This window comes from Motilibacter deserti, from assembly GCF_011250635.1.
Taxonomy (GTDB): Bacteria; Actinomycetota; Actinomycetes; order Motilibacterales; family Motilibacteraceae; genus Motilibacter_A; species Motilibacter_A deserti.
Map to the genome: position 1 here is coordinate 22,172 of NZ_JAANNP010000017.1, position 13,595 is coordinate 35,766.

12 protein-coding genes are annotated in these 13,595 nt (G+C 67.9%); 6 read left to right on the forward strand and 6 right to left on the reverse strand.

Features of this window, described 5'->3' with window-relative positions; genetic code table 11:
• Positions 1-136: 136 nt before the first annotated feature.
• Positions 137-1,018, forward strand: a complete 882-nt coding sequence (locus G9H71_RS15215) for a hypothetical protein (protein WP_231134889.1) — start codon at positions 137-139, stop codon at positions 1,016-1,018.
• 159 nt (positions 1,019-1,177) lie between these two features.
• Here the strand turns inward: G9H71_RS15215 and G9H71_RS15220 are convergent, their stop codons facing one another.
• The 3 genes from G9H71_RS15220 to G9H71_RS15230 all read right to left on the reverse strand — a co-directional run bounded on the left by G9H71_RS15220 (position 1,178) and on the right by G9H71_RS15230 (position 6,072).
• The gene (locus G9H71_RS15220; RefSeq protein WP_166283331.1) at positions 1,178-1,768 is read right to left on the reverse strand and encodes an SMI1/KNR4 family protein; all 591 of its coding nucleotides are present in this window, start codon (positions 1,766-1,768) and stop codon (positions 1,178-1,180) included.
• Between the two features lie 278 nt (positions 1,769-2,046).
• Complete coding sequence (locus G9H71_RS15225) at positions 2,047-4,188, reverse strand: AAA family ATPase (RefSeq protein WP_166283333.1); 2,142 nt, start codon at positions 4,186-4,188, stop codon at positions 2,047-2,049.
• Positions 4,189-5,076: 888 nt separating this feature from the next.
• A complete protein-coding gene (locus G9H71_RS15230) occupies positions 5,077-6,072 on the reverse strand; it encodes a hypothetical protein (protein ID WP_166283335.1) in 996 nt (331 codons plus the stop codon).
• A gap of 368 nt (positions 6,073-6,440) precedes the next feature.
• On the opposite strand from G9H71_RS15230, the gene G9H71_RS15235 reads away from it, so the two are divergent.
• On the forward strand, positions 6,441-7,598 hold the full coding sequence (locus tag G9H71_RS15235; RefSeq protein ID WP_166283337.1) for a geranylgeranyl reductase family protein: 1,158 nt from the start codon (positions 6,441-6,443) through the stop codon (positions 7,596-7,598).
• Here G9H71_RS15235 and G9H71_RS15240 read toward each other — a convergent pair.
• The 3 genes from G9H71_RS15240 to G9H71_RS15250 all read right to left on the reverse strand — a co-directional run bounded on the left by G9H71_RS15240 (position 7,591) and on the right by G9H71_RS15250 (position 9,823).
• Positions 7,591-8,781 carry an MAB_1171c family putative transporter gene (locus G9H71_RS15240; RefSeq protein WP_166283339.1) on the reverse strand — a complete coding sequence of 397 codons (1,191 nt, stop codon included), beginning with the start codon at positions 8,779-8,781 and terminating at the stop codon, positions 7,591-7,593. The two genes, G9H71_RS15235 and G9H71_RS15240, sit on opposite strands and share 8 nt — an antisense overlap.
• Before the next feature lie 7 nt (positions 8,782-8,788).
• On the reverse strand, positions 8,789-9,274 hold the full coding sequence (locus G9H71_RS15245) for a hypothetical protein (protein WP_166283341.1): 486 nt from the start codon (positions 9,272-9,274) through the stop codon (positions 8,789-8,791).
• An 81-nt stretch (positions 9,275-9,355) separates the two neighbouring features.
• A complete protein-coding gene (locus tag G9H71_RS15250) occupies positions 9,356-9,823 on the reverse strand; it encodes a helix-turn-helix domain-containing protein (protein ID WP_331273032.1) in 468 nt (155 codons plus the stop codon).
• Between the two features lie 556 nt (positions 9,824-10,379).
• Between G9H71_RS15250 and G9H71_RS15255 the strand changes: the two genes are divergently transcribed.
• The 4 genes from G9H71_RS15255 to G9H71_RS15270 all read left to right on the forward strand — a co-directional run bounded on the left by G9H71_RS15255 (position 10,380) and on the right by G9H71_RS15270 (position 13,503).
• Positions 10,380-10,700, forward strand: coding sequence for a hypothetical protein (locus G9H71_RS15255; RefSeq protein ID WP_166283345.1), 321 nt, complete (start codon positions 10,380-10,382; stop codon positions 10,698-10,700).
• Positions 10,694-12,100 carry a hypothetical protein gene (locus G9H71_RS15260; protein WP_166283347.1) on the forward strand — a complete coding sequence of 469 codons (1,407 nt, stop codon included), beginning with the start codon at positions 10,694-10,696 and terminating at the stop codon, positions 12,098-12,100. The genes G9H71_RS15255 and G9H71_RS15260 overlap by 7 nt, the downstream gene beginning before the upstream one ends.
• Positions 12,101-12,949: 849 nt before the next feature.
• Positions 12,950-13,315: a plasmid mobilization protein gene (locus G9H71_RS15265; RefSeq protein ID WP_166283350.1), complete on the forward strand. Its 366-nt coding sequence runs from the start codon at positions 12,950-12,952 to the stop codon at positions 13,313-13,315.
• Positions 13,312-13,503 carry a hypothetical protein gene (locus tag G9H71_RS15270; protein ID WP_166283352.1) on the forward strand — a complete coding sequence of 64 codons (192 nt, stop codon included), beginning with the start codon at positions 13,312-13,314 and terminating at the stop codon, positions 13,501-13,503. The genes G9H71_RS15265 and G9H71_RS15270 overlap by 4 nt, the downstream gene beginning before the upstream one ends.
• Positions 13,504-13,595: the final 92 nt, after the last annotated feature.

The window sequence follows — 13,595 nt, forward strand, 5'->3', positions numbered from 1 at the left end:
TGTGCGTGCGACTGACGGTCACCTCCGCCCCTACTGCTGCGATGATCAAGTACGTTACGGACGACGACGGGTCGGAGGCCAGCAAACGCTCGTGGAGCAGCGGCTGTGTGTCCTCGCAGGCGGAAGGGGTCGCTCAGTGCCTCGTAACACTGTTCATGCGCGGGGTCAGGCGCTGTCCATCGGTCTCGTGGCGTGGGATGGGCGAGTCCTGATGTGGCGCGAGGGCCGTTACGTTGAGCTTGCCGGTGCCGGCTTCGACCCGAAGCAGGCGCTGCGTACTGCCGATGGCGTCCTGGTCGTGGGCGCGGATGACGTGGTGTTGGTGCGTGAGGACGGCCGAGTTGACAAGCTGCCCGGTCGGGTGGATTTCGCCAGGGTGGCGCCGGGTGGGCATTCGGCGGCCGGGCTGGCTGACGCCGGTGGTGGTCGCGCTCAGATGACGTTCTGGGACCTTGCGCACGGGCACACCCACACGCTGACGTGGTCGAAGAAGGGCACGCCAGCGATCAGCTCGGTCAGAGCCGACAGTGTCGTGCTACATCAGCTCGAAGCGAAGGCCGGCGAGCATTACTTCACCTGGGACGTCACGGGCGGTGGTCTGGTGGCGGTGCCGGCCCCACAGGTTCCGCCGCTGCTGCTCAACCATTCCGCGGCACAGAGTGCAGTGTCGCGCGGCGGCGTTCCGATCCTGATTCTGCCGCCGTTCCTGGACATCATCTTTTCCCCTGACGAGACGTACGCCGTGAGCTTGGATTCCTCTGCGTCGCAGCTCGCCATCTACGACCTCACCGTCGACGACCCGCAGGCATCTCGCTCGGTCGTCACCCTTCCCGAGCACGCGTGCCTGCGTGTCCCGCACCTGCCGACGTGGGAGGACGCTCAAACGCTCCTGGTCTGGGAGCGTCCCCGGCGCCCCCCGTACCGGATGCTCCGTGTCGATCTCGCTCGCGGCAGGATTGAGGCGGTGCCACTACCGGTGGATGAAGGCGTCCTGATCGAGCCACTGCCCGCGACGTGAGGTTGTTCCTTCACGCCGGGTCGTGATGCCGCCGTCCATGGCGGGACCACACGAACAGTCGGGGAGAAGCGAAGGCTGCGCTGGGAGGGCCGGGCTCGGCGCGTCGGGACGTGGCACGCCTGCTGAGGTTGCGGCGCCAGGGGCCACGCGGTGCGCGGTCTAGTCGAGCCAGGTCACTGCGCCATCGTCAAGGATCGCCTGCCCTCCGTCCAAAGTGGCGGTCTGGTTGCGGATGGCTTGCGTGATGTCGGTGAGCAGGTGCTCGAGGGACTCCCACAGCAGTTCGGGTTCATAGTCGTCGTTGTCCTCGCCGATCCAGGTGCCTATGCAGCCGCGCCGAGGCCCTGCCCGCATGTCCAGGTAGAGCGTGGACCCGCCGCCGTGCCCGGCCACCGGGACGAACCGAGCCGTGTAGCCCGGGGCGTAGTCCCCGGCCGGCAAGCTCTGTGACTCAGTGACCATCGCCTGCATCTCCTGAAGGTCGATCTGGACCAACATCCGCCGACGAGAAAGGATTTCGTTGGCGGGGAGAAGATGGTGACCGAGCAGCAGGTCTCCCGGCGGGCCCGCCTCGCTGCCGTTGTGCTCTCGCAGTAGCTGGTCCAAGTCCTCGCTCCAGTCCGGTCCGAGCTCGGCGCGAAGCGCGTCAAGTTCCTCCTGCGGGCAAGGCCCACCAAGAGCGGCCAGCGTGCGCGGGGCAAGCTCGCGAAGCACATCGTCGAGCGCGAGCACTGCTGCGGTCACAGTCATGCGGCCCATCCTGCACGATCTTCTCCCGGCGCCCAGTCGGTCTCCCGAGCGTCCTGTATTCGGCACGAACGGTCGAGCCGGCCGCGCCGCGACGGCGGCACGTCCGCGTGTTGCTTCGAGCAACGAGATGGCGTGAGACGGCGCGATCCGGACTCGCCGATGTCCGGATACCGCTCAGCGACGGCGAGGCGCGCTGGACCTCCTCCTCTAACCACAATGAACACGCGACGCGCACCGGCCGCGCCGGCCGCAGCGAAGTCACTATTGGTTGCGCCCCGCTACGCGAGAAGGTCCGCGCACGCTTGGACGACATGCTCCGGGACGGCATCGAATTCGCGGGGGTTCAACTGCATCACGTACTCATTCTCAATGTGATAAGACTCATTGACGAATTTCTTGAGGGCGGGATCGCCGCCAGGGGCATCCGGATCAAGCGCCGTGGCAATACGGAACAGCTGAACTTTCTCGTAGCCCACGGTTGTGTTCTTGAACTTGGTCTTCAGGGCGTCTCGGTCCTTGAGCTGCATGAGGAGCGAGTCGTAGTCAAAGCCAGGGATGACTTCTTGGATTTCGACGACCCCTTGTTCGCGATCCTCTTTGGGAAGCGGAACAAGCTCTCCCTGGTCGCCCTTCGAACTGGGCTCGTCCCGCAGGTGAAGGAGGCTGGAGAGGATGTCGTATCCCGCCCCGCGCTCCCCGTGGACTTCGTAGCGGCGACGGAGATAGATGCACTTGATTACCGGGTCAGCGGATGAGCTGATGTTCTCGTCGCAGACCTGCGAGAACGTCATGATGTCGGTGGGCTTGATGGGCTTTTCCTCCACCTGCCCCCCTCGGCCCTGCAGGAAATGGACCGCAGGCGTGGCTGCCTGAAACTGCCCAGAGGTCGCCGTGCGGACAATGTCGATGGCAGGCTCGATGTCATGGGTCAGAAGTAGAGTGGTAAATCCCCGGAGGCTTTGTGCACCGTGAAACAATTTGTGAAGGATGGCGAACTTTTTCGTCTTGTCGAAGCTTGAGACGGGATCGTCGAGGACGACGAGGGCAGGCGCATCGCGCCGGACGTGATGCATGAACAGAACGAGCGCAAAGGCGTTGCGCTCTCCGAAGCTCAGATGGCTGCTGGCCGCTTCGAGGTGACCCGGAGCGTCCTGATGCTCAAGGATCATCCGGTACGAGTCGCCACTGGACTCGATTCGCACAGCATACTTGTAGCCGGCGGAGCGGAGGTACTCGTTGATCTCGGCCTGGTTCCGCTCGATCGACTTGGCGACCTGCGACTTCTGTATGCCTACGCGCTTCTTGATGTCGTTGATCCGTTGTGCCACCTGTTCAAGCTGCTCGTTCATCACGGCCACGACGCGCTGGGTGTCCTCCGAGTTGAGCGCATCAAGAAGCTCCAACTCGATCTTCAGGCTCCTCAGCGCCTCGTCGACGTCGGGTTCGTCGCGGAGGGACACAAAGGAGAGCCCCTTGAGTGCGGTGAACTTGCTCAGAAGTGTCTCGACTTGACCCCGCAAGTTTGCCAAGAACTGGTCTTGCTCCGGGGATAGTTCCCCAAGGCTCGTCGTAATCTTCCGCAACTGCTGTAGGCGTTCGGGCACGAAGGATCTCGCCAGCTTATCAATGACCAGACGAAGTGCCGCCATGTTCTTGACCGCAGCGGACTCGTACTCCTCAGACACATGGACGGCCGTCCTCTTGTCGACGTGGGGAACCGAGCAAAAGGGGCAGTTGTCCGATAATTGGAGGTAGCTCTTGCCCTTTGCTTGCCAGGAAAGCCATCCCGCCGGGTCGTCACTGTGAAGAAATTTCTGGAAGCCCAGGAGGGGCTTCGGGATCGTCTCGAGCTTTCCGCCCATGCCGAGTGCCTTGAACCCCTTGCTGGTCTTCGCGATCCCGCCGGACTTCGTAATGGTGAAGGCGTTCCGCAGCTCGGTGAAGCTAGCGATCACGTCATCAAGTGCCGAGTTCTCCAGGAAGATGTTCTTGAGGTCTTCGAAGATGGCCTCAAGCTCCTCGATGCCCGCTTGATAATCGGGTGTGTTGATGAAGATCTCAAAACTGTTCTTTACTACCTCGTCGGGTTGAAAGACGAACTGGGATACGTAGTGCTCGTCGAAGACGAGGACGCTATCGATCTCGTCCGCGCCCACGACTGTTGGCTTCTTTCCGCTGCCGCCCTGGCGGTACTTGAAAGGAAGCAGCTCTTGTAGGGCAGCTTCGCCTCGAGCGTTGAGAACGAGCGCACGGGCGATGGTGCTCTTCCCGATGCCGTTTGGTCCGTACTTGATGTTGAGCGCCCCGCGCCTGAGGGTGATCTGCGCTTCACTGATGCTGTTGCAGTCTTTGATCGTGATGGTGTAGTCGTTGGACTGCTCGGGAGACGCCTCAGGAGAGATGCGGGATGCCTTAGCCATGGTGCGCGACTATCTCACATCTAGCGCGCCGCGCGGCAGAGAACTCGCGGGTCCCCGGGCTTCGGCGTCTGCGGCTCTTCCACTCTCCAGTGGAGGATCGGTCGGCGCCTCGTGGCGATGTCGGGCTCTCGGTCACCCGAGTATGGACGTCTGCACGGCCCAGCGGAAGACTTCGTCATTCCACACGCTTGACGCTCGCTCGCTGAAGCTTCCTCCGGCTGGTGCAGACGGCCTCGCGTATGTTCTCGATCTTCCGACCATCGGCACGAGCGGTCGTCGGGCTGCGAGGCGGACAGACGGACCGCTTTCCGGGGACAGGGCAGGGCGCGGCAGCGGCTAGTGGCTGTCAGGCCGAGCGGTCAGACAGCAGCGCGTTCTGAGCCGACTGCGCAGCTGAGCGGTTGCTTTACCTAGCTCGCATGCGAGCAGTCCATTCGCCCACGCGACGGCGCCGTAGCTCGCCGCGAAGATCGGTGCGGCGTACCAACTGAGACCCCCGTCGTCGTGAAGCGCTCCGGGCACTAGAAGGAGGGGCAGTAGCGCGACGAAGGGATGCAGGGCCATGCCCGTGGGGAAGGTCAAGACCCAGGCAATCATGACCATCGGCCCGAGGCCCTCAAACCACTGCCCCAGACACGCCGCGACGAAGACGAACGCCGCGTAGACGCCGACGGTCGATCGCGCACGCCCACTCATGGGTCCAGATCATGCCCGAGTCCACCCGCTCGGCGAGGATGATCAGGCGCCCTGACTTCGGCACGAGCGGGCGAGCCCCCCAGGGGATGTCTGCGAGTTTCGAAGCGCTAGCCCTGTAGTTGATGCCCGCCGACGAGGGGACGGTGCGGCTGACCGGCGGGCGCCCTGTGATGAGGCGCCCGCCGGGTGCGCTCAGCGCGACGTGCCGCTCACCGGGACGCTCACCGAGGACACGGCAACGGCGCCGGCGTTCCCCGCGCTGTAGACCGTCCCGTCCGGCCCGGTGACATACACGCTCACCGGGTAGCGCCACGTCCCTTGGCCGCTGGAGACGGTCGATGCCGCGTACGCGTGCGCCCCGAAGACGGCCGGGCGGCCCGAGGGGCCGGCGAGCACGCCGGCCGAGCTGGTGCCGTCACCCCAGCTGATGACCGCCGACAGCTGGCTCGTCGGGACGCCAGGCGCCTCGACAAGAGCGACGGCGGCCGAGGCGAGCTGCCCCTGCCGGAAGGTGGGGCTGGTGCTCGTGACCGCCACCGGTGCTGGTGTCGGTGAGCTGGTGGGCAGCACCGTCACGTAGGCGAGCGCTCGCTCGTCGACCCCGAAGTTTGGATCGGTGAACCGCGCGGTGATGACGTGGTTCCCGACGGGAAGCACGGCTCTGAAGGTGCTGGCCTCCCGCGGCGACACCTCGCCGATCTCAGTGCTGCCCGCATAGAACGTCACGCGAGCGCTGGTGCGGATCGAGTCCCAGTACTTCACCGCGGACAGAGTGACGGCCTGGCCCGCCACGACAGGGCTCGCGCCGGTGGTGAGAGTGAGCCGGGGGATCGTGAACTGCACGAACTTGGAGACCCTCGAGCTGGCGTAGGCCGGATCGCTCGGAGTGAAGACCGCGGAGTAGCTCTTCTGACCGGGTGGGGTGTAGAACTCGCTCTCCGCCTGCCCGTCCGTCACCTCGAGGCAGACCTCGTAGGGCGGCACGTCCCGCCTCTCGTCGAAGCAGACACGGCCGTCCACGGGCGGGGCCACGTTCACCCGGACCCGGGTCGGCAGCTGCGTGAGGCCTGCCCGGAACCCGGTGTACCCCAGCACCGGGCCGTTGGGGTCCGTGGTCACAGTGATCGTGGTGGGCGTCGCAGCCGCGGCCGGTTGCGCCGTGAGCAGGCCGCCGAGTGCGAGTGTCACTGCACTGCTCCCAGCAGCGAGCAGTCGAAGATTCCTCATGTTCCCCCCTGATCAATCCCCCGCCCACTCGAGCGGGCAGGCCGGAGCCTAGCCAAGGGACCGACACACAGCTTGGCGTTCCACCGCGCCCCGAAGAGTCCTCAAGCTTCCGATCAGGACTGCGCTGTCATCGGCAAGAGCGGGCGGCCCGCGCGTGCGCCGGCACCTCCTGTGGACCACGCACCTGGGCGTGGGCGCCGCTCGGTCGACCGGTTTGCCCGAGCCGCGAGTCATGACCCCTGGAGTGGTGCAAGGCGGCGTCGGGGTGATGGAGTTGCGCGCGGGTGGCTGCGAGCCTTGCCTGCAGAAGGGGTGTGACACTGGGACTCGTGACGCTCGCGTGGGACGTCGTGATCGTCGGTGCGGGGCCGGCTGGGTCCTCCGCTGCCCTCTCCGCCCTGCGCTGCCTACCCGGCGCTCGTGTCCTGCTTCTCGATCGCGAGAAGTTCCCCCGCGACAAGGTCTGCGGGGACGCGGTTGGTCCCCGGAGCTTTCACGCGCTGAGCGCCCTAGGGCTGGAAAGTGAGTTCACTGACTACCAGCCGGCGTCGCGGATGGTTCTGGGGTCGAGGTCGAGCCATGCCGAGCACCCCCAGCGGGGGGAGTTCCGGGTGGTGCCGCGGCGCGTTTTCGACGCACGGCTCGTCCGAGCGGCGGTGCAGGCTGGAGCGGTCCTCGAGCGCCGACGCGTGCGGACGATCGAGTCGACGGACGAGGCCGTGATGGTGGATGGGGAGTTGGTGGCGCACGTCGTCATCGGTGCTGACGGGGCGGAGTCCGTCCTACGAGGTGCGATGACCGTCACCAGGCCCCGGGCGACGGCCACGGCCGTCGCGATCCGCGGATACGGACCCACATCGGCGCCCACTCCCAGGATCATCTCCCAAAGCCGTGACTGGCCGGCCTACGCCTGGGAGTTCCCGATCGGGGATGGGACCTCCAACTTCGGCTACATCGACGTCCCCCGCCGCGACCGGACCATCACGAAAGACACACTGCTTGCCGGGGTGCGCGAGCTGCTGCCGGGTGCTGCCGAGCGCGTCGAGACCTGGAAGGGTCATCGCCTCCCACTCGCTACCGCGCGCCCAACGCTTCCCGACGGCCGTCTATTGCTCGTGGGTGATGCGGCTTGCCTGGTCAACCCCTCGAGCGGCGAGGGCATCCTCGACGCGCTCGTGTCCGGCACCATTGCGGGGGAATGCGCCCACCTCGGCCCGGACGCCGGCGCCGCGTACAGGCGTCGCCTCCGAGAGGTCATCGGGCGGCACCAGCGGGACGCCTGGGTCGGGGCCCAACTGTGCCGAGTGCCGGTGCTCGCGTCGTTGGGGCTGCAGATGGCGAAGGTGGACCGACGGTTCTTCGACGCGACGCTCGAGCTGACGCTCGGTGACGGGCACATCAAGCCGCTGGTCACCGGACGGGCGCTGGCACGACTCGGAGCCGTCCGAGCGCGGGAGAGGCTCAACATCTCCCGCAAGCTCACCTGACCTTGGCCACGCCAACGCCCCCGGGCTCCGTCACCGGCAAGGCGAGGGCCGCCTTGGCTGCGCCGTACTGCTGTGCCACCGCGCTGAGCCACTCCGCTTCGCTCCAGAGGTCAGCTCCGCCCGCCACCGCGCGCCGCTCCAACGCTGTCGCTCGCACAGCTGGGCGATGCACTCTCGCGGTCGCCGCCGCCGAGAGGGCGGCTGCATGGTGGAACGCAGCCGCGTCCTTGGCCGGCACCCCGGCCCGTTGGCCGAGCTGCAACAGAAGCGATTCGTCGGGCAGGTAGCCGCGCAGAGCGAGCTCCGCGTCGCGGATCTCCGTCACCCGCCGGTGAAGGCGCCGCTGGACGTCGAGCACACGGTGGCTTCGCGGGGGCACGACACCCGGTGCGGCTGCCACCAGGTCACGCCACAGCGGATGCAGCGCGCGTAGGGCACGTGCGGCCCGCAGCGTACGAAGAAGCCGTGGTCCCCAGTCCGGCAGCGTCGCTCCCACGGCGAGTAGCGTCGTCGAGGTGTGCAGGTTGATCGCCATGACCAGGTCGGTCTGCCCCCAGAGACTGAGCGGCGCCCCCACGAAGGCCGACGCGTAGAAGAGCGCGTCGAAGCCAACCAGCACAAGCGCGCCGTACCCGGCACCCGCGACCAGGCGCATACCGACGCGGGCGTCCGGGCTCATCGCGTCTCCAAAGCGTCGCGCCGGGCCGATCGCATCGAGCGCTGCCACGACCAGGGCCGCGTGGTGGATCGCGCAGAAGGCGACGTAGCGCGGGTGCTCCGCGGCGACGTACACGTACTTGGGATCGTTGACCGCCGTGTTGGCCCACGCCCACACGACGGCCTGCAGAGCAAGGATCGGCGGAAGCGCGACGTACCGCCGCCGCGCCAGGCGGAGCGCGACCTCGGGGGCGTGTCGTTGGTAGAGCAGCAGGTTGCGTGCCGGCCAGATCATCGCCAGCCCGAGGGCTTGCGCGAGCAGAGCCGCGATATTGGGCGTGTCGAGGACGTCGCCGAGCCAGCGGTACATCGGCGGGCAGTACGCCGTGCTCGCCAGCGCCAGGCAGACGAGCGTCCCGAGCAGCGCGCGTCCCGCGGACGTCGACGGTGCTCGCCTCAGAGCGGCGAGCTTGTACGCCGCGGCGACCCACACGATCGCCGGTGGCACCAGCTCGAGCGCGAGCACGACAACGTCACAGCCGCCGGGAGTCGCGCTTCAACGCCGCCTCGAGCGCCGACAGCGCAGGGGCCCGTTCCATCGACGCCTCAACGTACGCCACGAGCAGGTCCGCCATCTGCTCGGCCTCGCGCTCCTCGTCCGTCGCGTACGCCTCCCTCGCGAGCATCACTGTCGCCGCGCCCGGCGCGAGCAACAGCGGAGCCAACACCGCGGCCGGCGAGGAGTGGTGGCCGGAGGTCATGTGACCGAGCTCGTGGGCGATGATCTGCGCCTGGTGTCGCGGGCTCGTGTCGCGCTCGTAGAACACGTAGTCGAGCACGCTGGTCGCGACCCAGGCCCCAGTCGGTCCACCGGGCGGCAGCGAGAGGGGACGCAAGCGGACCGGACGCTCGCGTAGCCGCTCGACGTGGTCGACGACGTCCACCATGCTCGTGACCACGTCCGGGAGCGCGAGCTGGCGCAGCCGCGTCTCACAGCGGTGCCGCAGCGAGCGCTTCATCCGCGCCTCCCGTGCGCGAGCCGACGTCGCACGCTCGATCGGTCCGAGGCCGACTACCGAGCAGGGCTCATTCTGCGCCCGCTAGTCGCCCGGTGTCTCTCCCCCAGAGGCGGCTTCTTCGTCCTGTCGGATCTGCTCGACCATCCGCGCCACTGCTGCACGTCCCTCGGGTGACAGCTCCGCGACGTGAAGCGCCACAGCTCGGACGTCCTCGTCGCGGAGCGCTGCGACAAGGTCGAGCTCGTCGGTCACCTGCGCCGCGGTGGCGTCGTCGAGGAAGTAGGCCATGGGCACGCCGAAGAAACGGGCGATGGCCTCGAGGTGCTGCATCGTCGGGTTGGTGCGCTGACCCTTGCGCAGGTACATCAGATAGGTCGGAGAAATAGTGGGCCCGCCCGCGCGTTCGATGCCGGCCGCTACCTCGCGGAGGCTGTACTCGCCCCGGTCACGGGGGTGGACCTGCCGGAACAGGTAGTCGAGCTTCTGCGCGAGCGTCCGAGGCTCAGGACAGGCGCTCGTGCCGTCGCCGGCATCCCCGGAAGTGACCACTGCCCTGCTCTCTCGTCGCGCTGCCTGCCGCCCAGATCGTTCCATGGGTCACCCCGAGGCGGGACGTTCGGCTGGGCGTCCATTCAGGTTGACGGCGACGTCGCAGTCCGTGAGACGGGTCAGCTAAGAGGAGGCGTGCTCCCGAAGTCCCTTCGAACAGGTGTACGAGAGGTGTCATCCTGAGGCAGTGGCGGGAGGGCAGGGGTGGAAGCCAGGGCGGCGCCCGCTCGCCGAGCGCGTCGCACCACTACCTCGGCGCCCTGCCCCGCGGCACTGCTGGGTCGAGGGGCTGCCCGACTACCCGGGCACATGGCCCGGGCTCGTCGTCGCGCGCGAGCGCGACGCTGCTGGGGTGTGGCGCGGTCGGGTCGTGTTTGTTGTGTCGCGCGACTCTGAAGTGGTCCTGATCGAGGCTTGGCTCGACTTCGTCCATCTGCGCCCGAGTTGAGCGCTCGCGCTCGACCCCCTGCCGGGAGCTCGCCCAATCCGTGCCCGGCCTTGTGTCCGCGTGCCCGTCGCTGTTAACTGCAGTGGACAGCTGGCGATGGAGGTTGCGGTGCAGACGGATACCGGACGACGAGAGCGCGCTCTCCTGGAAGCACTGCTCGAGCGGCACGGCCAGGCATGGCCGGTGACCGTGCTCGTTGCCGTGTCGCGTGCCGCGGCGGAGCTGCCGCACCACCTCGCGGTCGCCGGCGAGCCTGCTGTTGACGCCGAGGCGGATCTGTCCGACGCGCTCGGCGCCATTAATGCAACACGCATGCGTCTCGCCCGCCTGGCGTCATCAAGGGCGGCGGTCTCCACCGCGACGGGATGCGCGCGAGCGGCACGCCTCTTGGGCGAGGCGCAGCGGTTCCTGCGCGACGAGCCGTGCTGACGTACGGCGACGGCATACGCGAGCTGTGCGCTTCGATGTCCCTCCTCGTCGCCTCCGGGCCGCCCACTCCCGCTCAACGGCTGACGGTCTCGCAGACCGAGCGCGCTGCCGCAGCGCGCGACGCAATCGTCGGTGAGGTGCGCGGGTTGGCCGTGTCCCTGACCCAGCTGCAGCCCGACACCACCGTCGTGCTGAGCCCCGAACACCTGGTGACGCACCCGGCGCACGTGATGACACGCGCGTTACGAGAGCTGCCGAAGGCCGGGGACCCGGACGGGACCCGCGCTCCGAGCGAGCTGCTGGGCAGGAATCACGACCCACTGACAGCCGCGTGGACCAACGCCGGCAGATCTGCGGTGTCGCTTGAGCTGTGGAACCACGCGATCGCGCGCCTCAGCGGAGACGCAGCGTGGAGCGCTCTGCGCGACGTGGCCGAGCTCGCAGACTGCATCCCCTATCTGGACGAGGATCTCGCGATGCAGTCCACGCCGGACGTGTCCGAGCGGCTTCGCTCACCGATCTCTTGCGCTTCTCTCCGCCTTGCCGTGCAACAGCTACGCCAGCAGACGGCGGGTCTTCCGGCAGCGGGCTATCTCGACGGGCTGCCGACGACGGCAACGCCGGAGGCCGTCGTCGTGCGGGGACCCGCCGACATCGCCGATGCCACGCGCAGGATGACGGCCGTCCTTGCGGCGCGGGGACCGAACATCGCGATGGACGACGTCGTCGCGGCGGCGGAGCTCCTCCTCCATGGCGTACACATGACTGCGCGGGTTGCAACGCTGCGCTTCTTGCCAGCGGAGGAAGCTCGCGTCGTTGAAGAGTTCAAGGTTGCCGTGGACCCGCTGCGCGAAGCCATCGCCAGACAGGGGCAGACGGTGACGCTGTCCAAGGGTGATGTGCGCGTCCGGCACCTCGGGTACGAGCTGTACAAGCAGCTGCGACAGGTGGGCGAGTCGGGCGAGACCGCGGACCTCATGCGCAACTGGCTGCGCGAAGTGCCATCCCTAGCCTTGGCTGTTCGTGGCGGCCTCGTCGCATCCGGCGCTGCCGGCCGGTTGCTCGAACGTGCCGATTACGACGTACGCGCGCACGGGCGGGTGCTGCACTGGGTCAAGGTGACGCCGGCGCAGCTGCACCACCTGCCGCTGCTACGCGTGTTCGGCGCGGTGACCGAGAACGTCACGGCAGCAGCACGCCGCTTGCCGAGCGAACGCGCAGCAGACCACGCGACGCCGGAAGGGTGCACGCCGGGCATTCCACAACTGCGCCACGCCCTCTTCGCCCGGGAGCTACGGCATCCACCGAAGCCACTCGTCGTGCCGCGCGAAGCCGCTGACAGCCTGCCGCTCTACGGAAGCCCACAGGCGACAGCGCGAGGACCAGCCCGGTGGGCTTAGCAGCCGCGTCGGCGCGGCGCTGGTAGGAATCGAACCGGTTGCTGAACTTTACGTGGGAGGACGAAGCCATGGCGCAAGATAGAGCCGCGCGACGATCGGCGGAGAAGGTGGCACGCGACGTACTCGTGGGGCCCATGGTCGAGGCTGTTGGCGTACTTGCTGAGGCGGCCGCAGACCGCGAGCGTCGCGCTCAGGGGCTGGAGTCTGCGCGGGAGCGCGGCCGCGAGCTTGTGCAGGCCGCCCGCCTGAGGGCGAGGGAGCTCGTGCAGCAAGGCGGCAAGGAGATCCGCACCGCCGATGAGGCGTACGCCGCCAGCCGTGCCGGAGCGCTCGAGCGGGGGTGGTCCGACGCGGCGCTGACGGGCATGGGGTACCCCCCATTAAAGGCACCACGAGGTACTCAGCGACGGGCGTCACGTCGGACGGTCGCCACGCCGCCTGCTGCCACAACCGATTCGAATGCGGCGTAAGACCTCGCACGGCGCGCCGGGCGCACGCACTACCTCTTCTCCAAGGCGGTACCTGCGGCAGGCCAGCGATGGTGAATCGTAGGAACCGGGTCCGCAGGCGGAAGCAAGATATGCGTCTGGAGTCCAGACCGCTACCCGCTGGCGCGGGCAGCGGTCCACACTCCAGCCTCGTTGCTTCCCCCTTGCGTCCCACTCCGCAAGTCGCGCACCTGGGGGAGCGACCGACCCGGCGGGGTCGGGAGGAAGAGGCGAAGGGGCGTGCCGACCGGGCGCGGTCAGCACGAACAGGACAGGAGAGCGAAGGGCAATGAAAGGGCAGGGCGAGACGCTGGAGGGCAGCAGGCCGGCCCGCTCGCGCGCCGCCTCAGCCAAGGATCGGATGCACCTGTTTCCGGGCCGCTCGCACAAGCTGCAGCCCCGGTTCAGCGATGAGGAGATGGCGGCGGTCAAGCAGGCGGCGAAGGCGTCGGGGCTCACTCCGACGGGCTACACGGCGGCCGTGACGGTGGCCGCCGCGACGAACACCGTGCCCCCGACGGCGTCCCTTCCGCGGCAAGCGCTGGCCGAGCTGATGGAGGCCCGCGCCCAGGTCCGCATGTTCGCCAGCAACGTCAACCAGGCCGCTAAGGCGCGAAACTCAGGCGCGGACGAGCCCGAGTGGCTGGCCCGCGCGGTCGAACTGACCAACGCCGCCGTGCGCAGGCTGGACGCCGCGACGACGCAGATCGTGTCCAGGCTGCCGTGAGGACCACCCTGCGCGAGGCCGGCTCGGTCGCGGCGCTGACGGTCACGTTCGCGGCCATCTGGACCATGCTCAGCGTCCTGTTCAGCGACGGGTCGTGGCGGGACGAGCTGCCCTTCGGGCTCGCCATGGGCCTGTTCGTGGCCCTGGTCGAGGCGGTTTCGCGGTGGCGGCGCGGGAACCGGTCGTGATCACCAAACGGATTCTGGGCGGCCGGGTGGCCGGCCTCGTGCACTACCTGTACTCCGAGTCGCCCGCGCAGCAGGCCGAGCAGGGCGGCCGG